The sequence below is a fragment of the Natronorubrum bangense genome, assembly GCF_004799645.1.
In the GTDB taxonomy this organism is placed as follows: Archaea; Halobacteriota; Halobacteria; order Halobacteriales; family Natrialbaceae; genus Natronorubrum; species Natronorubrum bangense.
Genome location: NZ_CP031305.1, coordinates 1,617,927 through 1,638,095, shown reverse-complemented (window position 1 = coordinate 1,638,095; position 20,169 = coordinate 1,617,927). Strand labels below are relative to the sequence as shown.

Here is a 20,169-nt window from a genome sequence, read left to right as displayed (position 1 = left end):
TCAAAAGATCGCTGGTCGACGGCGACAGACGCTGTCAGCAGGGGTTGGGTCGAACCGTCGCGAATGTTTTTACGAATCGCCTCGTAGAATCCCGTACAGATGCACCTCGAGCCAGCACACACGGCGGTCGTAGTCGTCGATATGCAAAACGGCTTCTGTCACCCCGACGGCTCGCTGTACGCGCCGGGGAGCGAGGCAGTTATCGAGCCGATCGCCGACCTCATCGAGCACGCCCGCGACGCCGGCGCGTGGCTGGTCTACACGCAGGACGTCCACCCGCCCGAGCAGTTCGACGATGCCCACTACTACGACGAGTTCGAGCAGTGGGGCGAACACGTCCTCGAGGGCTCCTGGGAGGCAGAAATCGTCGACGAACTCCCGGCTGATGCGGCCGATCTCGTCGTCGAAAAGCACACCTACGACGCCTTCTACAACACGGAACTCGAGGGGTGGCTCAACGCCCGCGGGATCGACGACCTCGTGATCTGTGGCACCCTCGCCAACGTCTGTGTGCTCCACACCGGCGGCAGCGCTGGCCTGCGAGACTTCCGGCCGCTCATGGTCGACGACTGCATCGGCGCGATCGAGGACGACCACCACGAGTACGCCCTCGAGCACGCCGACTGGCTGTTCGGCGAGGTCGTCACGAGCGACGACCTCGAGTTCGACGGCGCGAAGTGAGAGCGTTTTCAACGCGCCGTACCAAGGAGGTGGTATGAGCACCCATCGGACCGCACAGACGACACCCCTCGAGCGACCGGCAAACGGCAACCTCCTTGCGCGAACCACCGTGTATCCGTCCAACAGCACCGAGAGCGCAGGTGGCCAGCATGAGTAGTCGCCGACTGCGGTCGATGTATCTCCTCGGAATCGGACTGAACGCGATCGCATTGGTGTATGCAGCCATGGACGGCTCGCCGCTGTTTGCCGTCACGTTCGGGATCGTCATGCTGTATCTCGGCGTGCGCTACTGGATGCTGACAACCGCCTAAAAGCGTGTCTCACTGCAGGCGGAGTCGTATACTGCGGGCACTCGAACCCGAGCCCAATGCTCGAGTCGGTTCCAGCTCCCATCGAAGCCGCGATCTATCTCTACTTCGTCGTCGTCGCCGCGATCGGCTGTTATCTCCACGGACGGCTCTGGCTTACACACCGAAGCCAGCATCGCTCGAGTGAGTCCGATCAACCGGCCACCCACACCGACGACGGCTCCCAAACGGACGGCTAAGCCCTCTCGAGGCGAGGGCGCGCCTTACTCTGGCCGGAAAATGCGAAACGCACCCTGCCCAGTCGCAACTTCACGTGTCTCGCCGTCGGGCGTGGTGCTCTCGACCATAATCTCGCTGACGCCGACGCTGCCGCCGACGCGGACCACGTTCGCCGTCGCCACGAGGTCGCCGACCGCGGGGCGGAGGTAGTTGACGTTCAGGTTGATCGTCGCGATTCGTGCATCGAAGGGGTTGTCCATCGCCGTCCGCAGGGCGAGGCCACCGGCCGTATCGATCAGCGTCGCGGCGATCCCACCGTGGAGATCCGCCCGCCCGTCACCCGACGGGGTCGGTCGCTTGTTGCTCAGTTTCTCGTCGTAGGGCACCGACAGCGTCATCGTCCCCTCGCCGATGTGTTCGACGGTCGTGCCGATCCACGAGAGGAACTCCTGATTCTCCTCGATAAAGTACTGCAGCAGGCTCTCGAGATCAGCGAACTCCTCGGGAGTTGGCTGCGTGTCGTCGGTCATGCCCTGTGGTCTGCTATCGACGCTCTTTACGGCTACGTTTCTCGATTGTCACGTTGTCGAGGGTTGATTTGATTTCCGACCGTAGGGCTGGTATGGATGTCCCGTCCGACTCAGACGGCCCCGAGTACGATGTCGACTTTCGCGATCGACCGGAGCGGTACGGGATCGGTCGCGGCGAGGAGGGCGTCTTCAAGGTCGAACCGTACAAGGGCGAACTGCTCCCGCTGTGGTCGTACAAAGACGAGGAGGCGGCCCGTGAGTCGGCCGAAGCGATCTACGAACAGTACGAACACTACCGCGAGGAGGGGGACTTTCCAGGGATGGACATGGCCCGGAAGTACCTCCAGATGGGGTACACACGGGCGATGCGCTACGCGAAGTATCCCGGCGGGCGGAAATACCGGGAAAACGGGTCTGAGCGCGAACCGCAGCAGTGGGCCGACGAGGATAAACGGGCGGCGGCGCTCGGCTTCGAAGCTTACTGGGAGCGTGTCCGCGAAGACGACGCCTACCAGCAGGCGAAAGCGCGCCACCGCGATCGCCATGAGTGAGCTACTCGTTCGCGGCAAGCTCAAATGGTCGTCGACCGACTCTTCGTCTTCTACATCCGCGATCGGTCGACCGAGACGCCGCTGTTCTGGGGTCGAATCGTCGAGGAGGAGACGTTGCAGAACGACTAACGAGTAGATCGGAACGGCTCAACGGCTGTCAGTCGGACGGATCCGCACTCGAACGCGCTCCCCGAGGTCGAACGATCGATCCGGACAAATCAGCTTCGCCCCGAAGTCGGCGTCTCGAGCACAGAACAGCGACAAGCCGGTGATCGCCTCACCGTTGGCCGTGACCACGATGTCGTCCCACGTGATCGTGCGGCCGTCGGCGACGCCGAGTCGCTCGCCGTTCAACGAGACGATACCGTCCTGAGTGGCACCGTGGACGCCGCCGCCGTCGTAGTGGGGCAGCCCACCGTCGAGAACGCCACCATTGTCGGCCCGAACGCCGGCGAACGTCTCGCCCGGCGCGGGATGTGTCGGCGCATCGAGGACGGCGTAGGTTTCGCCAGTCGCGACGACCGTTCCAGTTCCATCCCACGCAAGCGGGCGAACGTCGACACCTACCTCGAGCGGGAGCGACCCCGACGCGCGGTGAAGGTTCTGGTCGGGCCTGCGAACGCCGACGTGGAGGTGGTTGTCGACCCAGGGGGCGAAAAAGCCAGCCCGAACGAGTGTGCCAAGCGACGCACCCTGTTCGACGTGCTGGCCGGCCTCGACAGTGGGGTCGACGTGAAGGATTCGGGCAATCAGCCCCTCGAGTTCGGTCGGGCCGTCACACTCGAGCAGGATAAGATAATCGTGCTCGGGCGCGTAGGGTTTCGATGGCGCGCGAACGGCTCTGGTCTCGCGGACGGTCCCCGAGACGGGGCTGGGCGCAGCCGTCGTCCGGCCGTCCCGGAGCGTGCCGGGGTAGAGGTCGATCGCACACCCCTCATCGTGGGCGGGGTATGGCGAGTTGTAGAGCGAGAAGCGCTTGTACCGCGCAAGCAGCGCCTCGGGGAGCATGACGGCCATTCGTTGTCAGCTTCGTCTGGGCAGCGGGAGCGTTTAGGTCCATCGGGTGCAAAGAGGGGCCTATGCGAGTGATTCGTGGCCGAAAGGCGACGATCGAAGCCGACCGCGATGTGAGTCGCGGACTGCTCTCGACGGCCGCCGAGGGCGAACCAGCAGTGCGTGTCTGGACGCCCCACCAGCAGGTCGCCTTTGGGCGGCGGGATTGCAGACTCAAAGGCTACGAGTCGGCCCGTGAACTCGCCCGTGAACATGGCTTTCCACCCATCGAGCGCGACGTCGGCGGGCGAGCGGTCGCCTACGACGGCGAGACGACGATCGCCTTTGCCCGCGCTGAGCCGGCTGCGGATTTCCGCCGTGGGACGACTGCACGGTACGAGCGGACTACGGACGCTGTCGAGAAGGCACTTCGATCACTCGAGGGCGACATCGAACTCGTCCGCGGTGAGCCGACAGATTCGTTCTGTCCCGGAACGCATTCGGTGTCACAGCTGACTGCGAGTGGCCGACAACAGAAGGTCGCTGGTATCGCCCAGCGAGTTAGACAGGACGCCGCAATCGTCGCCGGTATCGTCCTCGTCGATAACCGCGAGCTGCTCGCGGCCGTCCTCGGAGACGTGTATGACCGCCTCGACGTCGCGTTCGATCCCGAGTCGGTTGGGACCATTGCAGCCGGCGACGGTCCCGCCGATCCCGCCGTCGTTCGCAGGGCACTCGAGGACGCCCTCATCGGTGACGACACACAAGCCCTGACGGTCGAGTCTCTCAGCGGCGGGTGAACAGGAGGTAACGTTTTTCCGCTCGGTGTCCTCGAACTCACGTATGCACGCTCGAGTGCGATCGACCGCGGAGGGAGCGCGATGACCGACGAACGGCCCGACACGGCAAGGCCACGCTGGACGGAACTCCTCGAGGACGCGGCGAACATCGCCGAGGAGTATCGGGAGAACGACTGGGATGCAATCGTCCTCGAACCAGTGGACGTCTCGCCGGTCGAACGCGGAGCACGAACCGGATTTGACGTTCAGGTTTCGAGCGAGGAGTACGACCTTCTCGAGACCCTCATCGAGGACGTTGACGTTACCATCACCGCTGCCGACGTCTACTACCGGCCACCGGAACGCGACGACCACGATCGGATCGCCCTCGTCGTCGAGCGCGACGAAACGAGCGAAATCGCGATTTTCGTCCCGCTGACCTACAATCTCGACGACTCTCGATCCGTCTTCGAGAACGCCCTGGCAGCAGAAGAACTGCTCGTTCACGTCACGACGACCACGCCTGACGCCGAAACCGAGCGCTGGGTCAGTTTCTCACACGAAGATCCCTCGCTGTTCCTCGAGGAAGCGGACGTTCGAGGCTGGGGCGAGCAGTAGCGCGCCGTCGGCCGCCCGTGACTCGCCGACGAGGTGTTACTTGCGGAGCCAGTCCAGCAGGTCGCTGAGAGTGATGGACTGTTCTGCTGGCAGACCGCACGATCTGGACTCGAAGGTCCCGTTGAGTGCCATCGAGTGATCGTCGTAGTAGGCATAGAGGTTCTTCGGGGCCTGGTATCGGCCGCCGTAGTGTCCGACGGGGCCGGTCGTGTTGATGATGTTGTCCTCGAGGTCGGTCGTAAACCGGACGTCCGTACGTTCGTAGATGGGCTCGCCATCGAGCCAGTATCGCACGATGCCGTCGTCGTTGGCCTCGCCGTCCGTCATCGTGTTCACGCAGACGTAGTACTCGAAATCGTACCACACACCCGGTTCGATCTCGGGTGTGGCGAGCGCATACGGTTCGCCATCGATGAGGTAATCGTGGTCGCCGACGCCATCATCGTCGCTCATGTGGTAGGTGTTCGAGAGGAGATGAAACGGTCCTTCGGGGTCGGTCTCTCGACTGGTCACGTACAGCCGGTTGCTCCAGCCGTTGGTCCCATCGGGGACACCACCACCGGCGCTCCCCTCGCCCAGTGCGATCGCACAGTTCCAGAGCCGGCAGTTCGACGGCTGTCGCCCCTCCATCGACCAGTTGGAGTTGAGCGCAAAACTGACGCGGCCGTTGAGTTCGACTAGCCCGTCGTCGAACTGGTAGTGCGTGCTCGCACCCCAGTGATCGTCTTCACGAATCCGCAGCTGAAGGGCCGTTTCCCCGGTGTTGGTCGGACTCGAGACGAACGAAAGGTTGTCAGGATCGCCGTTCGACAGCCAGTAGACCTCGTCCCAGCTGTTGTAGTCGTCGTACTCGAGATGGATCACCTCGTCCGGCCGGTTACACGCCGCGCTCGCACTGTCGACTGCCGTTCCTGTAACGCCGAGCAGGCTGCCAGCACCCACGAGCCCGCCCAGACGAAGCGTTCGTCGTCTGGTTACGCCAGCGGACGTCGGTTCGCTCGTGTCGGTTCGGTCGCAATCGCCCGATCCGCACCCGTCACGGGAGTTAGTGGTCGTATTCATCCGAACTGGAGTAGCCGCGCACCAGTAATAGTATCAGAGTCGCTACCTGAAAATAACCACACTATCATCGACCGCTACGGACGGTTGTCGCTGCTGGGACAGTACGCATCACGTGACTGTCATCGCAGCTAATCACTGTGGGCGTGGGTCGCCGTACTGAACCCGAGTTGGCTACCTGAAATGGCTGTCTACTGCTGTCGGCAGACCGTTGGGTTGTGTACAACAGTACTGCCTGTCCCGTCACCGGCTACTCTTCGTCTTGGGTTCGCAGTTCTTCGCTTGCCTCACGGACCTCCCGCATCACGCTCGAGATCCGTTCTTCGGCCTCGAGTTCCTCTTCGACCGAGAGGTCGACGCCTTCGACCTCGAGGAGGAACTTGGCGACTTCGGTCGATTCGTACATCACGTCGTCGAGTTCTTCGGCGGTAAAGAAATCACACATCGCGCCGTAGAGGAAGGTTGCACCCGCCTTGCGGACTTTCTCCTCGAAAGACGACCGAGCCTGGTTGACCGCCTGTGGCGTGTAGGTGTCGGTCATGAAGGGGACGAGTTCGGGCAGGTTCTCGCCGATTTTGGTCATCTCGACGCCGGTTTCGGTCCGGAAATCGGAACAGAGGCGGGCGATTGCCCACTCGCGGGCGGTGACGTAGGTCCGGTCGCGAAGGAACTCGTTGACCCGGTCGTACTGTGCCCCGTCCATCTTTGTGAACCGAGCGTACTTCTGGACGTCCTCGGGCGGCTCGTCTGCATCCGGCTCGGGGTCCGGAACGCCCGGCATTGTATCATCTGTCTCGTCAGTGCCTGCAGTCTCAGTACTCGTCTCCGTCTCGGCGTCGGCTGTAGCGTCCGAGTCGGCATCGAATCGGGCAGCGTCCAGTCCGTCCTCGTCCATGGGCACGTGTTGGACCGTCGAACGTAAGGCTATGAAGGTTTTCGACCGACTGGTCGGCCGTCGATCCGTGATCTCGAGGGAATGAATTGTAAACCGCTTGTGTGTGTCTGCGAGTTCTACCGGATTTAAGTTCGTCAGGGACATGCGGTAGTATATGTCACAGACGCCAGTCGTAGTCGAAGCAGTCCGGACTCCTCAGGGAAAAGAAGACGGTGTGTACGCCGACGTCCGTAGCGAAGACCTCTCGGTGCCACTGATCGACGAAATTCTCGCGGAAACCGGTCTCTCGGGTGAGGAGGTCGACGACCTGATGTGGGGCTGTGCCCAGCAACGCAGCGAGCAGGGCAACAATATAGCTCGCGTCATCGCCTTGCTCTCCGAGCTGGGCGAGAGCGTACCGGCAACGACGATCAACCGCTGGTGTGCTTCCTCGATGCAGTCCGTGATCTCCGCCGCCGACGCCATCGCGGCCGGCAACCGCGACGCCATCATCGCCGGCGGTGTCGAGAACATGAGCCGCGTGTCGATGGGCGAGAACATGGGCAGTGTCCACCCGCGGATGGCCGAACTCTACAACATCGGCGAGCTCCAGATGGGGATGACCGCCGAGAAGGTCGCCGAAGAGTACGGCGTCAGCCGCGAGCAGCAAGACGAGTACGCCGCCCGGAGCCAGCAACGCGCCACCGAAGCCACCGAACAGGGCCGCTTCGACGACGAAATCGTGCCGATCGAAACCGAGGACGGCACCGTCACCGAAGACGAGGGCATCCGCCCAGGCACGACCGCCGACAAGCTCGGCGAACTCCCGACCGTCTTCAAATCCGACGGTACCGTCACGCCAGGCAACGCCTCTCAGATCTCCGACGGCGCGTCGGCACTGCTGATTACGAGCGAAGCCTTCGCCGAAGAACACGACCTCGAGATCCTCGCCGAGGTCGGCATGAACAACGTCGCTGGCGTCGACCCGACCGTGATGGGTGTCGGCCCGGTTCCCGCGACCGAAGGCCTCCTCGAGCGAAACGGCCGTGAGATCGACGACTACGACCTGGTTGAACTCAACGAGGCCTTTGCCAGCCAGGCAGTCTACTCGCGCGATCAACTCGGAATCGATCCCGAAATCTTCAACGTCAACGGCGGCGCAATCGCGCTTGGCCACCCACTCGGCGCGTCGGGAGCCCGCCTGCCAGTAACGCTGATCCACGAACTCCAAAAACGCGGCGGCGGTCGCGGCCTGGCGACGCTGTGTGTCGGCTTCGGGCAGGGTGCGGCGATCGAGTTCGACGTCAGCTAAATCGAACCGTCGTTTCCAGCGACCTCGTGTAACCGGGTATTTAGATAGCTTCGGGCCGACTGTACCAGTATGAGCACGATCCTGCTGGTGGTCCTCATCGGCATCCCCCTCGCGTGGCATCTCGGGCTGACGGCGGTGACGTACTACGACGCCGGCAGAGTCGGCCTCGAGCCACGGAAAAAGTGGACAGCAATCACCTTCTGTATCCCGATCTTCGGCTTTTTCATCTACCTCTTCGAGCGCAGCGAACTCTCCTACGATCCGGAGACCGACCCCTATCGGGGCAACAATTTCAACATCCATCCGTCGCGGGCCGACGACGTCCCGCTGCCGTCTCGAGGCGATGACCGACCTGGAGTCAACGACGACGACTGGAACGATCAGGACGACGAAAACGAGCGATAACTGTCCGCGGAACGGCTACAGCCCGTGTCGCTGCCGACAGTCATCACAGATCAGCCCCGTGAACCACTTCCGTTCGGTACAGCCATGACAGAGTCGATACCACTCGAACTCCAGATCGATAGAGCGACGCTGTTCGGCATCGCACTGGCGCTGTCGTTCAGTGGTCGATACAGTCTGGTGTGTGATCGAACCCGGATCGACCCAGACCGGCGAACACCCCACCTCCTCCCCTCGCTCCCCTGACCCCGTAGCCATCTCAAACTGTCACTGTAGCTGAACCATCATAAGTATGGGAGTCGTGACAAATCTGAACAGTCCAGTAATCAGTCATTTACTCGGGCCAAATCCGGAGTGTCAGAGGCCGATGGAGATCGAACAGCGGCGTCTTAGTCGTCTGCCGGCGTCTCAGTCGCGCCCGTCGCCTCGAGTCGCTCTTCGGGGACAGTCCCATCGTCGTCCCAGCCGCGTTCTTCGTAGTACGTTGCGAGACCCTCCTCGAAGTCGGGGATCTCGTAGGGGAGGCGGTCGTCGTCGCGATCGAAGCCACGCTGGTTGTTGAAGTGGCGCTCGAGCGAGACGACAGTGGCGCCGATCTCGAGCAGGTCCTCGTAGTCAGCATCGAGCAGTGTCTCGAGGCGGTCGGGAGTGACAAAGTCCCGCGAGAACTTACAGAGCACGCCGCTGTCTTTGATGACGTTGACGTTCTCGAGTTCGATGATCTTCGGTGGCTTGTTCTCGAGGCCCTGCTTGTCGAACGCCCGATCGGCGTCGACGAGTGGGTACTCGTAGGGGTAGAACTCGGCGTACATGTGGTCTGCCCCGCGGTTCGAGGTGGCAAAGGAGAGTCCCTGGCCGTTGAGCGTTCGGCCGTCGTGGGCAGGGAACTCCATGCCCTTGACAGTCCAGTTGTCGACGCCGAGGTCCTCGTGGATGCGGTCGATCCCTTCCGCGAGCGTGTCACCGACGTCCTCACGGTAGGCGATTTTCTCGACGAGGTCGTGGATCAGGTCGACGTTACCGAACTCGTCTTCGCTGGCGAGATAGGCCGCGACGACGTCGCCGGCCGAAATCGTGTCCAGGCCGTACACGTCACAGAGCTTGTTCGATTTCATCACGTCGACGATATCATCGACACCCGAGTTCGAGCCGAAGGCCATCACCGTCTCGTACTCAGGGCCCTCGGTCTCGAGGCCGGTTTCCTCGTCTCTGGTCGGGAGTTTGCAGGCGAACGCACAGGCCGAACAGGTGCCTTTCTTGTACTTTTTCTCCTCAACGCGGTCGCCGCTGATCCCTTCGGCGCCCTCGAACGACAGTTCGGAGAAGTACCGCGTCGGGAGGGCTTCGACCTCGTTTGCGTACTCGGTCATCGAGGAGGTGCCCTGTCGTTTCATAATGTGGTCGGACTGGGCGGCCTCGCCGTGGATCTCCATCTGCAGCGGCGGGATCTCGACCTCGTGGGTCGAGTCGCCGTCGAAGGTGATCGCCTTGACGTTTTTTGAGCCGAGGACGGCACCGAGCCCGCCACGGCCGAACGCGCGCTCCTCAGAGGTCATGATCGAGGCAAAGCGAACCTGATTCTCGCCACCCGGGCCGATGACGACGGTGTGTTCGGCCTCGAGACCGTGTTCGTCTTCGATATACTCGCAGGTCTCGGGGACGGTTGCCTCCTCGAGGTCCGGGACGGCTTCGAACTCGACGCCCTCGTCGGTGACGTGGACGATGACGAGGTCGTCGCTTGCGCCGGTGATCTCGACGGCGCTGTAGCCGGTGCCGGTGAAGTTCCGCGAGAGGAAGCCACCGGCGTTCGAGGAGAGCAAACCGTCAGTCAGCGGCGAAACGCTCGTCGCTGACATCCGACCGGTGAAGCTCATCGTCGAATGTTGCAGCGGCCCCGTCGCGAAAAAGAGGCGGTTTTCGGCTCCTAGTGGGTCGGCGTCGAACGGCACTCGGTCATACGCGAGTTTCGTTCCGAGCGCACGCCCACCGAGGAACGACTCGAGAACGTCATCGATCGACTCCGTTTCGGCAGTTCGGTCGCCGACATCGACCGTACACAGTGGTCCCTGGACGTGTTTCATATGTGATGTAGTGGCACTCGTAACTGCAAAATGGTACCGATTCCTGTCGTCTGTATGTCGGCTCAATAGCAATGGCTTCGTAAGTGAACTGCTCGCCGTAGCCGACAGTATATACGGCCACAGTGTGAGAACGGCGTATGTCACGGTCGACGGAGCCTCCCGACGAGGCGACGATAGACGATCTGTACGACCAACTCGAGACACTGGCAGAGACGGTCGACGATCCCCAGGAGCGAACGGAAGTCCGCCGAACAATGCGGCTGGCCGATCGCCTCTCACACAACGGGATGGTCAATCGGGTGATCACCGAGTTTACGGGCAAAGACAAAGCGGAGGCGTTCGTCGGCAGCGTCGTCATCGGCATGCCCTTGCTCGTCGAGGATGGCGTCCTCGAGATCGGCGAGTTCCTCGCGACGACCCCGGCGTTTTTCGTCGTGAATCTCGCCCTCGCTGCCGTCCTCGTCGTCGGTATCCTCTACGTCGCCGACTTTCGAGAGGTTCAGATCCACGATCCCTACTTCGGCGTGGTGCCGCGTCGACCAGTGTGGGTGCTTGGAATCGCGTTTGCGACCGCGACGGCAATGATGACGCTGTGGGGACGCGTCGTGTGGGACGAGCCCTGGGTCAACCTCTGTCAGGTGTCGGTGATCTTTACGGCGATGTCGATCGGTGGCTCGTTGGGCGATATCCTCCCAGGCGAGGACTGAGTTGTCGCCGACACGGGACCGGGATCAGGCGTCAGTGACCCGAATCACAACGCCGTCGTCCTCCCAGAGCGCGATTTGAACGGTCGCTGTCGTCAGTGTTACACTCGTTTCCGCTGTCGATTCGGATTGAAACAGCGTGTTGAGGGATTCGGGATCGATCTCGTCATACAGGTCGAAATCAGCCCAGCGCAGGTCCTCTCCTCTGTGGTCGGCGACCGCAGCCAGTATCGCATCGGTCAGCGATCGTCCCTGCTCTGCCCAGTGCGTCACTCGAGTGGCGGTTTCTGGGGCCGTTCCCGCAGTCGGCAACTCCATCGGCTCGAGTCGCTGGCCACGATCGGCTGCCATCAGCCCGCCGAGAACTGCTCGCGCGGTGTCGTCTCGGAGAACGACGTGCCCGTCACGATAGTCGACTATCCCGGCGTCAGACAGTTTTGGGAGATGGGTATGCTCGAGTTCGGTCGCCACGGCGGCCGGCGAGCGGTCGGGTTGGCCCTCCGTCTCCCGCTCGTACCGTCGAAGCGCCGCCGCAAGCGCTTCGCTGTCCATTGGTTCGCCACGCTCGGCAAGCGTTTCGACCACGAAGCGCCGGCGATAATGAGAGAGGCAGTCAAGCAGTGGATCGAGTGTCGGGTTCGTGGTGGGTTCGCTTCTCATCGCTCGGAACTCGGCTCACAACGGCAGTAAGGTTCCGTCTTGTTGTGACTATGCCGTTAAGTCACCCCGGCCGGTCACTCGTCTTCGAGCGCCGACAGCGAGTCGACCAACACCTGCTGGACGCCCCGCCGAATCCGGTCCGACAGCGCCTGTTGACTGATCTCGAGGTCGGCTGCGAGGTCGTCGAGTGTCACCTCACGGGGCGTCTCGAAGTAGCCGCGGTCGATCGCTAACACCAGTGCCTCGCGTTGCTCCGGCGAGAGGTCGAACACCGGGCCGCGACGAGGGCGCTGTGTCAACGGAACCACTCGCTCGACGTGGATCTGGATCCCGTGGTCCGTACAGTACGTATAGAACTGCGTGAGTAGCTCGTGTGCCGGAAACCGGATCCGAAAGAGCCAGCGCTCTCCATGGTGGGCCTCGAGAAGCGTCGCGTTCGCCTCGACGAGGCCATCGATCAGCTGGTTCGGCGGGTCGATCGCCCACTCGATGCGATACAGTCCGTGTCGGTCGATGACGCCGAACTGATCGATCGACGCGACGGCCGACTGGGAGCGAACGCTCCGTTCGAACGTCTCGAAATCGTCGGCGATCACCCAGAGAAACGGAATGCTCTGGTCGCCAAGGGGGATGACACGCTCGAGTTCGATCAGTTCGACACCGCTTGCCTGCTCGAGTGTGCCGCCGAGTAAGAACTCCTCCGCGTTGACCGTAAATTCGAGGATGGCGACCATGGCTAACGTTGGTGGCCCATCGAGATATATTATCGTAGCCATCGCTCGTCACGGCACACCTGCTCGCACGAGACTGTGCTGTGCGATGGGTGTCCATCGGTTCCGTCGCTACTGTAGCGGCGGCGGTGTCCGCCTCGGCGGATGCGTACCGGACGAACACATCTCGGCATCGTTCACGAACGCTTACCATGTCGGAGCCGAATCTTTGGACAGATGGTTGGCTACGACTCCGCCGCCGATGTCTACAAGCAGGCGTTGCCGGTTATCCTTATCAGCCTCGTGGCAGGGCTGTTCGCGGGGACATTACTCGGTACTGAGACCATGCGCGAGGGAATCGAGAGCGTCCCCGGGATCCTGTTGTTGCTCCCCGCGTTTCTCGCGACACGTGGTGGCGTCTACGGCTCGCTGGGGGCTCGGCTCTCGAGTGGGCTCCACCAGGGGTTGATCGACCCCCACTTCGAGTGGAACGACCGCCTGCGAAACGCGGTCGTCGCCTCGTTTCTCAACGGGATGATCGTCTCCATTTTTATCGCCGTGCTCGCCTGGGGTGTCTTGCTCGCTCTCGGACGGAATGGCAGCCTGCTCGAGTTGGTGATTATCCTCACCGTCGCCGCGCTGTTGAGCGCGTTCGCAATGCTCGGGGTGTTGCTCACCGTGATCTTCAAGGGGTATCGACGAGGGCTCGACCCGGACAACGTCATCGGCCCGGTCGTGACGACCGTCGGTGACGTCTTCGGCGTCGCGTTCTTGCTCATCGGTATCGCCGTCGCGGGGGCCCTACTGTGAGCGTCGGCGGCGACGTCTTACACGGCGAGGATCTGGACGATAACCCGGCCACAGAGTGGACCGTCAGAAACATCGTCTCGACACTGGTCCCACTGCTCATCGCTCTCTCGATCCTGCAGATGGTCTCCGGAACCGTCCTCGAGACGTTCGAAGAACAGTTACTCGAGAATCCGTCGCTGCTGATTCTCGTGCCGGTGATGATCGGGACTGCCGGCAACCTCGGCTCGATCATGTGCTCGCGACTGGCGACCCAGCTCCATCTGGGGACGCTCGAGTTCTCGCCGACGAACCCCAACATCCGGTCGAACGTGGGTGCGGTCATCGGGCTTGCAGCGACCGTGTTCATCCTGCTTGGGATCGCCTCGTGGCTCATCGGCCGTGCACTCGGCGGCACGCTGGGGCTCGGGACGCTGCTGGTTATTACGATCGTTAGCGGAATGTTGCTCGCTGTCTGGGTCGTCATCGTCAGCACCGTCTCGGTGTACGGCTCGTATCGACTCGGCTACGACCCCGATGATACGACGATCCCCGTCGTCACGAACATCTGTGACATCACGGGCGTTCTCATCCTCTTTGGCGTGGTTTGGGTCGTGTTGTAAACCGCTGCTGATCGACGTGACCGGGGACGAGTGTGGCTGGCTGCGGTCTATGACTCCGCGTAGATTCGATCGACACGGTCTTCGAACTCGTCCAAGATGACGCGACGTTTCTTTTTCATCGTCGGCGTCAGCATCTCGTTTTCCTCGGTGAACTCCTGTGGCACGAGTTCGAACCGTTTGATCGTCTCGTGTTTCTCGAAATTCTCGTTGATGCGGTCGACTTCCTGCTGGATGTACTCGCGGACACGATCGTCGTCACACATCGCCTGTGGGTCGTCGGGAAGGTCGATTCCTTCTGCGTCGGCCCACTCCTCGAGGTGATCCGAGTTTGGGACCAACAGTGCACCGATGAACTTCTCGCCGTCGCCGACGACCATACACTGCTCGATGATTTCGCTGGCCGCAAAGGCGTCCTCGATCGGGGCTGGCGCGACGTTTTTCCCTGTCGAAAGCACCATGATTTGCTTTGCGCGCTCGCGGAACTCGAGGAAGCCGTCGGGTCGCTGGTGGATGATGTCGCCAGTTCGGAACCAGCCGTCGTCGGTGAACGCGCCCGTCGTCGCGCCGGGTTTGTTCCAGTAGCCCTGCGTGACGTTTGGCCCCTTCACGAGGAGTTCGCCGACGTCGCCAGGATCGTCCGTAAACGCCGCTTGATCGGCAGCGCTCTCGTCGATTTTCACGTCGACGCCGGGCAAGGGGTAGCCGATGGTCCCGATCTTGACTGCCTCGGGCGGGTTCGTCGAAACGACCGGCGAGGTCTCGGTCAGCCCGTACCCCTCGTAGATCGGCAGCCCCATCGCGTGGTAGAGCTGACAGAGATCAGCCGAGAGGCTGCCACCGCCGCTGATCAGCAGTTCGATCTCTCCGCCAAGCGCCTCTCGAACCGTCGAAAAGACCAGTGTATCGGCGATCGATTGCTTTGCAGAGAGAATCGGACCCGGCGAGTCGGCTTGCTGGTACTCGACGCCGACGTCGGTCGCCCACTCGAAGATGCGCTTTTTGACCCCCGATTCGCTGGCTTGCTCGCGGATCGCATCGTAGATCTTCTCGTATACACGCGGGACACTCGTCGCCATCGTCGGCTGAACGGTGCCAAAATCTTCCTGGAGCGTATCCGGACTCTCCGCGTAGGCAACACAGGAGCCGCTGGCAAACAACACGAAGTGACCCGCCGTCCGCTCGAACACGTGGGCGAGCGGCAGGTACGACACTGCAAGCGACTCCTCGTCGAGCGACGGGATCCCCGCAGGTTTGTCCGGCCGGGGCGCGAACCGCTTTCGAACCGCGTTGACGTTCGACCGGAAGTTCCAGTGGGTTAGCTGGACGCCTTTCGGCTGGCCCGTCGTCCCACTCGTGTAGATCAGACTCGCCAGATCGTCGAGGCCGGGTGCGTCAACCCGCTCCTGATAGGCCTCGAGGTCGAACACCGCCTCGCCACGGTCGTAGACGTCATCCAGCGTGTAGATATCGTCGCGGTCGTCGTACCCCGACAGCTCGTCGATCGAGACGATGCACTCGAGGTCGAGGTCGTCTTCGGCCTCGAGAACGGTCTCCAGAAGGGACTCGTTTTCGACGACGACAGCGGTTGCGTCGGGGTCATCGAGCAGGTAGGCGACCTGACTGGGCGAGGAGCTCTCGTACACCGTCGTGACGACGGCCCCAGCACCGAGGAGGGCGAAGTCACACTGTGCCCACTCCATTCGGGTGTTGGCGAAGATGCCGACGCGATCACCCAGTTCGATACCGAGATCGTGAAAGCCCGCCGAGAGGTTGCGGACGATATCACGCATCTCGAGGTAAGAGATCGCCCGAAACTCACCGGGCGTCGCAGCCGGCAGGACCGACGGCGTCAGCGATCGGTCGTAGACTCCACCCTTGTACTTCTGAGCTGGTCGGTTCGCATTCCGGTCGACCGTCTCTTCGAACATCCGACCGAGTGTTGTCTCACCGATGACCTCGTCGTCGTACTCTCGTTCGGCATCCTGCCAGTCCATATACGTGTGACAGTACCTCCCGTGCGATAAATCATGTTGAAACTGGAGACCGTAGAAGCCGTGTTTATTCACGGCGAACAATCAGTACACCGAGCCTACCGATCTGCTTTTCGAGACTGTGTGTCGGTCAGTCACGCTGGTCGAGATAGCCAAGCACGCCTCGCGTGTTCAGGACCGCTTCGGCGCGTGCCTTGCGTTCGCCCCAGACGTCGGCCTTGTCGGTCGTGTCAGCGAAATGCTCTATGACTGCCTCGTCGTCCTCGAGTGCTGCTCGTTTCGACTCGACGGCTGCAACCCACTCGCTGAGGACGGTTGCGTACGCATCGAGTGCGGCGTCGGCGTCGTCGCCGACCTCCCGGGGTCCGAAATGCGTATAGAGGAGGACGTCAGGGTCGATCGATTGCAGCGTCTCGACGTCCTCGAGACACTCCTCGAGGTCGAAGTCGGACGGCGGCGATGTCTCGGTGATGGTCTCAGTCTCGGGGATCCAGATTCCCGCGGCGTCGCCGACGAAGACGGCGTCGTTTGCGAGGTCCTCGAAGATCACTTGGTGGAACGCATGTCCCGGAGCAGCGTGGACACGGAGTTCGTGCTCGCCGAGATCGATGTGGTCGCCGTCTTCGATCTCGACGACCCGATCCTCGGGAATCGGCTCTGGTTCAGCGTAGAACTCCCACTGGTCGCCGACGGCGTTTTTCGTGCCCTCGACCAGTCGTGTCGGATCGATGAGTAACCCTGCGCCGGCAGCCGGGACGTAGATGTCGGCGTTCGGACACGCCTCGGCGAGCAGTCCGGCCCCGCCGGCGTGATCGAGATGGATGTGCGTCACGACGATCGCCGCGAGCTCGTCGCGGTCGATTCCGAGTTCGTCGAGTGCCTCGAGGATCAGCTCGTAGTTGGTCCCAAGTCCGGTTTCGATGACCGCGGGCTGGTCGTCATCGAGAATATAGACCGAACCGTACCCCTCAGTGTCGTACATATTCACGTCGAGATAGTAACAGTCCGTACAGTCGCCGGCGGTGACTTCCTGCACCGCTCCGATATCCGTACTCATATCGGTAGGCCCGTCGGCAGATGAGATAAAAGCTACGTCACCGCACCGCATACTGAGCCAGTCTACGGCGTTCGGCGGTCAACAGTCGTCCGGACAGTCCTTCCACTCGCCGATTCCCGAGGGATCGAGATGAACGTGGGCGTCCCCAACGTCTTCTACGTCACGCAGCCAGTCGACGAGCGTCGACTCGACGTCGTGGGCCTGCCGGAACGGCATGTCACCGTCGACTTCGACGTGGACTTCCACCTCGAGGACGGGGCCGTCGTAGAAGACCGTTAGGTCGTGGACGCCTCGAACTTCCGGATGGTCGCGCAGCGTCTCGACGATCTCGGTCCGCGTCTCCGGGTCGGGGGCAGCACCGATGAGATAATCGACGTTTTCGCGGCCGATTTCGACACCCTGGTAGATGACCAGCAGGCTGACGAGTGCGCCGGCAACCGGATCGAGCAGCGGGAAGCCAAGGAGGACACCAAGGACGCCGACGACGGCGGCGAAGGAGGTGTAGATATCGTTCAGACAGTCCGTCGCCAGCGCTTTGAGCGCCGTCGAGTTCAGGTCCTCGTTGATCCAACTCGTATAGCGGTAGACGAGGTACATGTCGACGATCGCGAAGGCGAGCGCTCCGAACAGCAGCGGGCTGAAGATGACCTCGACGCCGTAGAGCAGCCCCTGTGCGGATTCATACAGCAGATTCAAGCCGAGTAATGCGATGACGCTCCCGACGAACAGGGCCGTGAGTGGTTCGATCCGATCGTGGCCATGGGGGTGGGTGTCGTCGGGCTCGTCGTACGAACTCTGACCCCAGATCAGCACGACGATGCTCGCGACGAGGTCGGCGATCGAATGGGCTGCGTCGGCAAGGAGCGCGACACTCCCGAACGCCAGCCCGACAGCCCCTTCGACGATGATCTTTACTGCGTTGCCGAGAACGTTCGCCCACGATGCGCGTGCGAACCCGCGTCGTTCGTTCTCGGCATCAGTCATATGATTGTTTAGAGAGAGTCTAAACTTGGGTCTTTTCCTTCCGATCTCGAGGCGTGGGGCGCGCTGCCGTATCGCAATTTTCATCACGCCGCTGTGAGTACCACGCCGTATCCGGGCGATGGGGCCCGCCTGATCCAACCGCCGGACCGCTCGCCGTCGGCACGAGTCGTCTACGCGACGATCGGCCGACCGAGAGGGTGGCTGACGGTCCCTGTCTGTAGCCACAGTCATGACAGCAGCCCACCCCCTCGGTCGACTCGAGACGCTTGCACTGATCGGTATCGGCGGCTTCGCCGGCTCGAATCTCCGGTACTTCGCGCTTGGCCTGCTGTCTGATCTGCAGGCCGTCTTACTGGTCAACGTGCTGGGCTGTTTCGTCCTCGGCTTTCTGGTTTACGAGGCCGAGTACACCGATTACATCGGGCGAGAGTCACGGATCGTCTTCACGACTGGCTTTCTCTCCTCGCTGACGACCTACAGCACATTTGCGATCCAGACCGCGACGGCAGCCGAGCCACTGGTGCTCATCGCCGTCGTCGCCGGCAACTACGGACTCGGGTTCGCGAGTGTACTCGCAAGCCGAACCCTCGCACGCCGACTCCGTGACCGCACACCCACTGTTGGCGGTGAGACGGCATGAGTCTCGAGACCATGGTGTTAGGCGACGTGCTCGACACCGTACTCGTCGGGCTGGCGCTTCTCGGCTCCGATCTCTTCGCGTCCGTGACGTTCGATCCCGAACCCGCCCACATCGTCGGCACTGGCGGTGCAATCGGCGCAGTCGTGCGTCATCTGATCTACCGCCAGTTCTCGAGCGAACGGTTCCCGTGGCCGACGCTTGCCGTCAACGTCGTCGGGAGTTTCGGCTTCGGCGCGGCAATCTTTGCGGGTGCCGATGAGACGACGATCCAGCTGGTTGCGATCGGCATCTGCGGGGCCTTTACCACGTTCTCGTCGTTTTCGGTCGAGACCGTCCAGCTCTACGAGCGCGGTGATCGGCTGCTCGCTGTCGCGAACGCTGCAGGAAATCTCGTCCTTTCGCTTGCAGCGATCGGAATCGCGTGGTGGCTCGTCACGGCGTGGCCGGTTTAGTCAGCGTCGATACCATCAGCTACGGGTCAGGTCAGAAGTAACAACTGAACCGAGTTCCACACCGTCGGAGGACTGCCGGGGCGATCTGTAGTAACAATTGAACCAGAGTTGACTCGAGTCATCACTCGTCTGCACAATAGTATTATTGGCTAATATCTTTTATTTTCTAACAAATCCAATATTTTAAATACCATGGCGGGGCTCAGTCCAACCACCAGGTCAGTAATAGCCAATGGTTAGGAAATATGCAGCGCGGATCTGCCCTGAATGTGATGGGAGATTACGGACGGATGGTACTGAGACGATCTGTGAAGACTGCGGTCTTGTACTTGCCGAGGATGCGATCGATCGTGGGCCCGAATGGCGATCGTTCGACGACGACACCGATCCACGACGAACCGGCGCACCGCTTACTCGCTCGAGACACGACCGTGGACTGTCGACGAAAATCGGCTACGGCTCTGGCTCCGATTCGACGTACAGCTCTCGCGTAACGGGCCGGAAACGACGACAGATCGCTCGCTTGCGACGAGAGCACAACCGTGCCCAAATCTCGTCGAAAGCCGAACGAAATCAGGTCTACGGCTTCACCGAGATCCGACGGGTCAACGCCTTACTCTCACTGCCCGAGTCCGCTCGAGAACAAGCCTGTGCGCTATTCAAGTCAGCCCAGTCCGAAGGGCTGTTTCAAGGCCGATCACTCGAGGGGTTTGCCGCAGCGGCGATCTATGCGACCTGTCGAACACGTTCGAATCCCCGGACGATCGACGAAATTACCGCCGTTGCCCGCGCGAGCACCGACGAGCTCACCACCGCCTACGACGCACTGAACCGAGAACTCGGTCTGCCCACGGGACCGATCGACCCAACGCAGTATCTCCCCCGCTATGCTTCGAAACTTGGTCTCGATACGGCCGTCGAACGCCGTGCTCGAGAGCATCTGACTGCCCTGCTTCAGGACGGCGTGATCGGTGGTCGGAATCCAAGCGGGGTTGCAGCGGCCTGTCTCTACAAGGCAGCCGGTGAACGCGACGCGTGGCCGACGATCACACAGGCCGACGCCGCCGAGGTTGCCAATGTCGCCCCCGTAACGATTCGATCGACGGTGACGACGATCAAGGAACGCTGACTCGTACTGTCACCGCTCGAGAAAGC

General features: G+C 61.9%; 26 protein-coding genes. 16 read left to right on the top strand and 10 right to left on the bottom strand.

Translation table 11 applies throughout. From position 1 onward, the window contains the following. Window positions 1-99 precede the first annotated feature (99 nt). From DV706_RS08095 to DV706_RS08090, 4 genes are read left to right on the top strand one after another with little or no spacing between them, the layout of a single operon-like run. Entirely contained in the window at window positions 100-681 is a 582-nt protein-coding gene (locus DV706_RS08095) for a cysteine hydrolase family protein (RefSeq protein WP_006065120.1), read from the top strand. 34 nt (window positions 682-715) lie between these two features. Continuing rightward, complete coding sequence (locus tag DV706_RS22295) at window positions 716-838, top strand: hypothetical protein (protein ID WP_275040520.1); 123 nt, start codon at window positions 716-718, stop codon at window positions 836-838. Next, window positions 831-992 carry a hypothetical protein gene (locus DV706_RS21715; protein ID WP_169331110.1) on the top strand — a complete coding sequence of 54 codons (162 nt, stop codon included), beginning with the start codon at window positions 831-833 and terminating at the stop codon, window positions 990-992. The genes DV706_RS22295 and DV706_RS21715 overlap by 8 nt, the downstream gene beginning before the upstream one ends. Window positions 993-1,048: 56 nt before the next feature. Then, a complete protein-coding gene (locus DV706_RS08090) occupies window positions 1,049-1,228 on the top strand; it encodes a hypothetical protein (protein WP_006065122.1) in 180 nt (59 codons plus the stop codon). A 24-nt stretch (window positions 1,229-1,252) separates the two neighbouring features. On the opposite strand, the gene DV706_RS08085 is transcribed toward DV706_RS08090, so the two are convergent. Further along, window positions 1,253-1,738 (bottom strand): PaaI family thioesterase, encoded by a 486-nt coding sequence (locus DV706_RS08085; protein WP_006065123.1) that lies wholly within the window; start codon window positions 1,736-1,738, stop codon window positions 1,253-1,255. A 92-nt stretch (window positions 1,739-1,830) separates the two neighbouring features. On the opposite strand from DV706_RS08085, the gene DV706_RS08080 reads away from it, so the two are divergent. Then, window positions 1,831-2,289 carry a DUF4385 domain-containing protein gene (locus DV706_RS08080; RefSeq protein WP_006065124.1) on the top strand — a complete coding sequence of 153 codons (459 nt, stop codon included), beginning with the start codon at window positions 1,831-1,833 and terminating at the stop codon, window positions 2,287-2,289. A gap of 147 nt (window positions 2,290-2,436) precedes the next feature. Here the strand turns inward: DV706_RS08080 and DV706_RS08070 are convergent, their stop codons facing one another. Beyond that, window positions 2,437-3,306: a hypothetical protein gene (locus DV706_RS08070; RefSeq protein WP_006065126.1), complete on the bottom strand. Its 870-nt coding sequence runs from the start codon at window positions 3,304-3,306 to the stop codon at window positions 2,437-2,439. 62 nt (window positions 3,307-3,368) lie between these two features. Here DV706_RS08070 and DV706_RS08065 point away from each other — a divergent pair, with 62 nt between their 5' ends. Both DV706_RS08065 and DV706_RS08060 read left to right on the top strand, forming a co-directional pair. Continuing rightward, a complete protein-coding gene (locus tag DV706_RS08065; protein ID WP_006065127.1) occupies window positions 3,369-4,082 on the top strand; it encodes a lipoate--protein ligase family protein in 714 nt (237 codons plus the stop codon). 81 nt (window positions 4,083-4,163) lie between these two features. Beyond that, window positions 4,164-4,679 (top strand): DUF7529 family protein, encoded by a 516-nt coding sequence (locus tag DV706_RS08060; RefSeq protein WP_006065128.1) that lies wholly within the window; start codon window positions 4,164-4,166, stop codon window positions 4,677-4,679. A gap of 36 nt (window positions 4,680-4,715) precedes the next feature. Here DV706_RS08060 and DV706_RS08055 read toward each other — a convergent pair whose 3' ends face one another. Together DV706_RS08055 and DV706_RS08050 are read right to left on the bottom strand one after the other, a co-directional pair. Further along, window positions 4,716-5,741 carry a hypothetical protein gene (locus tag DV706_RS08055; RefSeq protein ID WP_136350837.1) on the bottom strand — a complete coding sequence of 342 codons (1,026 nt, stop codon included), beginning with the start codon at window positions 5,739-5,741 and terminating at the stop codon, window positions 4,716-4,718. Between the two features lie 247 nt (window positions 5,742-5,988). Then, window positions 5,989-6,633: a DUF5806 family protein gene (locus tag DV706_RS08050; RefSeq protein ID WP_006065130.1), complete on the bottom strand. Its 645-nt coding sequence runs from the start codon at window positions 6,631-6,633 to the stop codon at window positions 5,989-5,991. Between the two features lie 154 nt (window positions 6,634-6,787). On the opposite strand from DV706_RS08050, the gene DV706_RS08045 reads away from it, so the two are divergent. From DV706_RS08045 to DV706_RS21425, 3 genes are all read left to right on the top strand, one after another. Beyond that, on the top strand, window positions 6,788-7,924 hold the full coding sequence (locus DV706_RS08045; protein ID WP_006065131.1) for a thiolase family protein: 1,137 nt from the start codon (window positions 6,788-6,790) through the stop codon (window positions 7,922-7,924). 69 nt (window positions 7,925-7,993) lie between these two features. Beyond that, a complete protein-coding gene (locus DV706_RS08040) occupies window positions 7,994-8,329 on the top strand; it encodes a hypothetical protein (protein ID WP_006065132.1) in 336 nt (111 codons plus the stop codon). Window positions 8,330-8,413: 84 nt separating this feature from the next. Further along, window positions 8,414-8,572, top strand: a complete 159-nt coding sequence (locus DV706_RS21425; protein ID WP_161569793.1) for a hypothetical protein — start codon at window positions 8,414-8,416, stop codon at window positions 8,570-8,572. Between the two features lie 143 nt (window positions 8,573-8,715). Here the strand turns inward: DV706_RS21425 and DV706_RS08035 are convergent, their stop codons facing one another. Next, window positions 8,716-10,407, bottom strand: a complete 1,692-nt coding sequence (locus DV706_RS08035) for an aldehyde ferredoxin oxidoreductase family protein (RefSeq protein ID WP_006065134.1) — start codon at window positions 10,405-10,407, stop codon at window positions 8,716-8,718. A gap of 137 nt (window positions 10,408-10,544) precedes the next feature. On the opposite strand from DV706_RS08035, the gene DV706_RS08030 reads away from it, so the two are divergent. After that, window positions 10,545-11,114, top strand: coding sequence for a DUF2391 family protein (locus DV706_RS08030; RefSeq protein WP_006065135.1), 570 nt, complete (start codon window positions 10,545-10,547; stop codon window positions 11,112-11,114). Window positions 11,115-11,138: 24 nt separating this feature from the next. Here the strand turns inward: DV706_RS08030 and DV706_RS08025 are convergent, their stop codons facing one another. Together DV706_RS08025 and DV706_RS08020 are read right to left on the bottom strand one after the other, a co-directional pair. Continuing rightward, a complete protein-coding gene (locus DV706_RS08025; RefSeq protein ID WP_006065136.1) occupies window positions 11,139-11,771 on the bottom strand; it encodes a DUF7344 domain-containing protein in 633 nt (210 codons plus the stop codon). A gap of 74 nt (window positions 11,772-11,845) precedes the next feature. Beyond that, window positions 11,846-12,547 (bottom strand): helix-turn-helix domain-containing protein, encoded by a 702-nt coding sequence (locus DV706_RS08020; RefSeq protein ID WP_083902003.1) that lies wholly within the window; start codon window positions 12,545-12,547, stop codon window positions 11,846-11,848. A 171-nt stretch (window positions 12,548-12,718) separates the two neighbouring features. On the opposite strand from DV706_RS08020, the gene DV706_RS08015 reads away from it, so the two are divergent. Together DV706_RS08015 and DV706_RS08010 are read left to right on the top strand one after the other, a co-directional pair. Next, the gene (locus DV706_RS08015) at window positions 12,719-13,291 is read left to right on the top strand and encodes a magnesium transporter (RefSeq protein ID WP_006065138.1); all 573 of its coding nucleotides are present in this window, start codon (window positions 12,719-12,721) and stop codon (window positions 13,289-13,291) included. Further along, entirely contained in the window at window positions 13,288-13,890 is a 603-nt protein-coding gene (locus DV706_RS08010) for a magnesium transporter (RefSeq protein ID WP_006065139.1), read from the top strand. The genes DV706_RS08015 and DV706_RS08010 overlap by 4 nt, the downstream gene beginning before the upstream one ends. Before the next feature lie 47 nt (window positions 13,891-13,937). Here DV706_RS08010 and DV706_RS08005 read toward each other — a convergent pair whose 3' ends face one another. From DV706_RS08005 to DV706_RS07995, 3 genes are all read right to left on the bottom strand, one after another. Then, the gene (locus DV706_RS08005; protein ID WP_006065140.1) at window positions 13,938-15,884 is read right to left on the bottom strand and encodes an AMP-dependent synthetase/ligase; all 1,947 of its coding nucleotides are present in this window, start codon (window positions 15,882-15,884) and stop codon (window positions 13,938-13,940) included. A gap of 127 nt (window positions 15,885-16,011) precedes the next feature. Further along, complete coding sequence (locus tag DV706_RS08000) at window positions 16,012-16,938, bottom strand: MBL fold metallo-hydrolase (RefSeq protein WP_006065141.1); 927 nt, start codon at window positions 16,936-16,938, stop codon at window positions 16,012-16,014. 78 nt (window positions 16,939-17,016) lie between these two features. After that, on the bottom strand, window positions 17,017-17,922 hold the full coding sequence (locus tag DV706_RS07995; RefSeq protein WP_006065142.1) for a cation diffusion facilitator family transporter: 906 nt from the start codon (window positions 17,920-17,922) through the stop codon (window positions 17,017-17,019). Between the two features lie 229 nt (window positions 17,923-18,151). Here DV706_RS07995 and DV706_RS07990 point away from each other — a divergent pair, with 229 nt between their 5' ends. From DV706_RS07990 to DV706_RS07980, 3 genes are all read left to right on the top strand, one after another. After that, the gene (locus DV706_RS07990; RefSeq protein ID WP_006065143.1) at window positions 18,152-18,562 is read left to right on the top strand and encodes a fluoride efflux transporter FluC; all 411 of its coding nucleotides are present in this window, start codon (window positions 18,152-18,154) and stop codon (window positions 18,560-18,562) included. After that, on the top strand, window positions 18,559-19,014 hold the full coding sequence (locus DV706_RS07985) for a fluoride efflux transporter FluC (protein WP_006065144.1): 456 nt from the start codon (window positions 18,559-18,561) through the stop codon (window positions 19,012-19,014). Before DV706_RS07990 ends, DV706_RS07985 begins: the two co-directional genes overlap by 4 nt. A 232-nt stretch (window positions 19,015-19,246) precedes the next feature. Beyond that, complete coding sequence (locus DV706_RS07980; protein WP_006065145.1) at window positions 19,247-20,143, top strand: transcription initiation factor IIB; 897 nt, start codon at window positions 19,247-19,249, stop codon at window positions 20,141-20,143. Window positions 20,144-20,169: the final 26 nt, after the last annotated feature.

Bases quoted from the DNA above. Each gene is read 5' to 3' on its own strand.
- DV706_RS08005 (WP_006065140.1), bottom strand. From the start codon at position 15,884: ATGGACTGGCAGGATGCCGAACGAGAGTACGACGACGAGGTCATCGGT.
- DV706_RS21425 (WP_161569793.1), top strand. From the start codon at position 8,414: ATGACAGAGTCGATACCACTCGAACTCCAGATCGATAGAGCGACGCTG.
- DV706_RS08000 (WP_006065141.1), bottom strand. From the start codon at position 16,938: ATGAGTACGGATATCGGAGCGGTGCAGGAAGTCACCGCCGGCGACTGT.
- DV706_RS08070 (WP_006065126.1), bottom strand. From the start codon at position 3,306: ATGGCCGTCATGCTCCCCGAGGCGCTGCTTGCGCGGTACAAGCGCTTC.
- DV706_RS08095 (WP_006065120.1), top strand. From the start codon at position 100: ATGCACCTCGAGCCAGCACACACGGCGGTCGTAGTCGTCGATATGCAA.
- DV706_RS08035 (WP_006065134.1), bottom strand. From the start codon at position 10,407: ATGAAACACGTCCAGGGACCACTGTGTACGGTCGATGTCGGCGACCGA.
- DV706_RS08015 (WP_006065138.1), top strand. From the start codon at position 12,719: ATGGTTGGCTACGACTCCGCCGCCGATGTCTACAAGCAGGCGTTGCCG.
- DV706_RS08045 (WP_006065131.1), top strand. From the start codon at position 6,788: ATGTCACAGACGCCAGTCGTAGTCGAAGCAGTCCGGACTCCTCAGGGA.
- DV706_RS08060 (WP_006065128.1), top strand. From the start codon at position 4,164: ATGACCGACGAACGGCCCGACACGGCAAGGCCACGCTGGACGGAACTC.
- DV706_RS07995 (WP_006065142.1), bottom strand. From the start codon at position 17,922: ATGACTGATGCCGAGAACGAACGACGCGGGTTCGCACGCGCATCGTGG.
- DV706_RS08090 (WP_006065122.1), top strand. From the start codon at position 1,049: ATGCTCGAGTCGGTTCCAGCTCCCATCGAAGCCGCGATCTATCTCTAC.
- DV706_RS08020 (WP_083902003.1), bottom strand. From the start codon at position 12,547: ATGGCTACGATAATATATCTCGATGGGCCACCAACGTTAGCCATGGTC.
- DV706_RS08050 (WP_006065130.1), bottom strand. From the start codon at position 6,633: ATGGACGAGGACGGACTGGACGCTGCCCGATTCGATGCCGACTCGGAC.
- DV706_RS08085 (WP_006065123.1), bottom strand. From the start codon at position 1,738: ATGACCGACGACACGCAGCCAACTCCCGAGGAGTTCGCTGATCTCGAG.
- DV706_RS08080 (WP_006065124.1), top strand. From the start codon at position 1,831: ATGGATGTCCCGTCCGACTCAGACGGCCCCGAGTACGATGTCGACTTT.
- DV706_RS07980 (WP_006065145.1), top strand. From the start codon at position 19,247: ATGGTTAGGAAATATGCAGCGCGGATCTGCCCTGAATGTGATGGGAGA.
- DV706_RS07985 (WP_006065144.1), top strand. From the start codon at position 18,559: ATGAGTCTCGAGACCATGGTGTTAGGCGACGTGCTCGACACCGTACTC.
- DV706_RS08055 (WP_136350837.1), bottom strand. From the start codon at position 5,741: ATGAATACGACCACTAACTCCCGTGACGGGTGCGGATCGGGCGATTGC.
- DV706_RS08030 (WP_006065135.1), top strand. From the start codon at position 10,545: ATGTCACGGTCGACGGAGCCTCCCGACGAGGCGACGATAGACGATCTG.
- DV706_RS08065 (WP_006065127.1), top strand. From the start codon at position 3,369: ATGCGAGTGATTCGTGGCCGAAAGGCGACGATCGAAGCCGACCGCGAT.
- DV706_RS08040 (WP_006065132.1), top strand. From the start codon at position 7,994: ATGAGCACGATCCTGCTGGTGGTCCTCATCGGCATCCCCCTCGCGTGG.
- DV706_RS07990 (WP_006065143.1), top strand. From the start codon at position 18,152: ATGACAGCAGCCCACCCCCTCGGTCGACTCGAGACGCTTGCACTGATC.
- DV706_RS08025 (WP_006065136.1), bottom strand. From the start codon at position 11,771: ATGAGAAGCGAACCCACCACGAACCCGACACTCGATCCACTGCTTGAC.
- DV706_RS21715 (WP_169331110.1), top strand. From the start codon at position 831: ATGAGTAGTCGCCGACTGCGGTCGATGTATCTCCTCGGAATCGGACTG.
- DV706_RS22295 (WP_275040520.1), top strand. From the start codon at position 716: ATGAGCACCCATCGGACCGCACAGACGACACCCCTCGAGCGACCGGCA.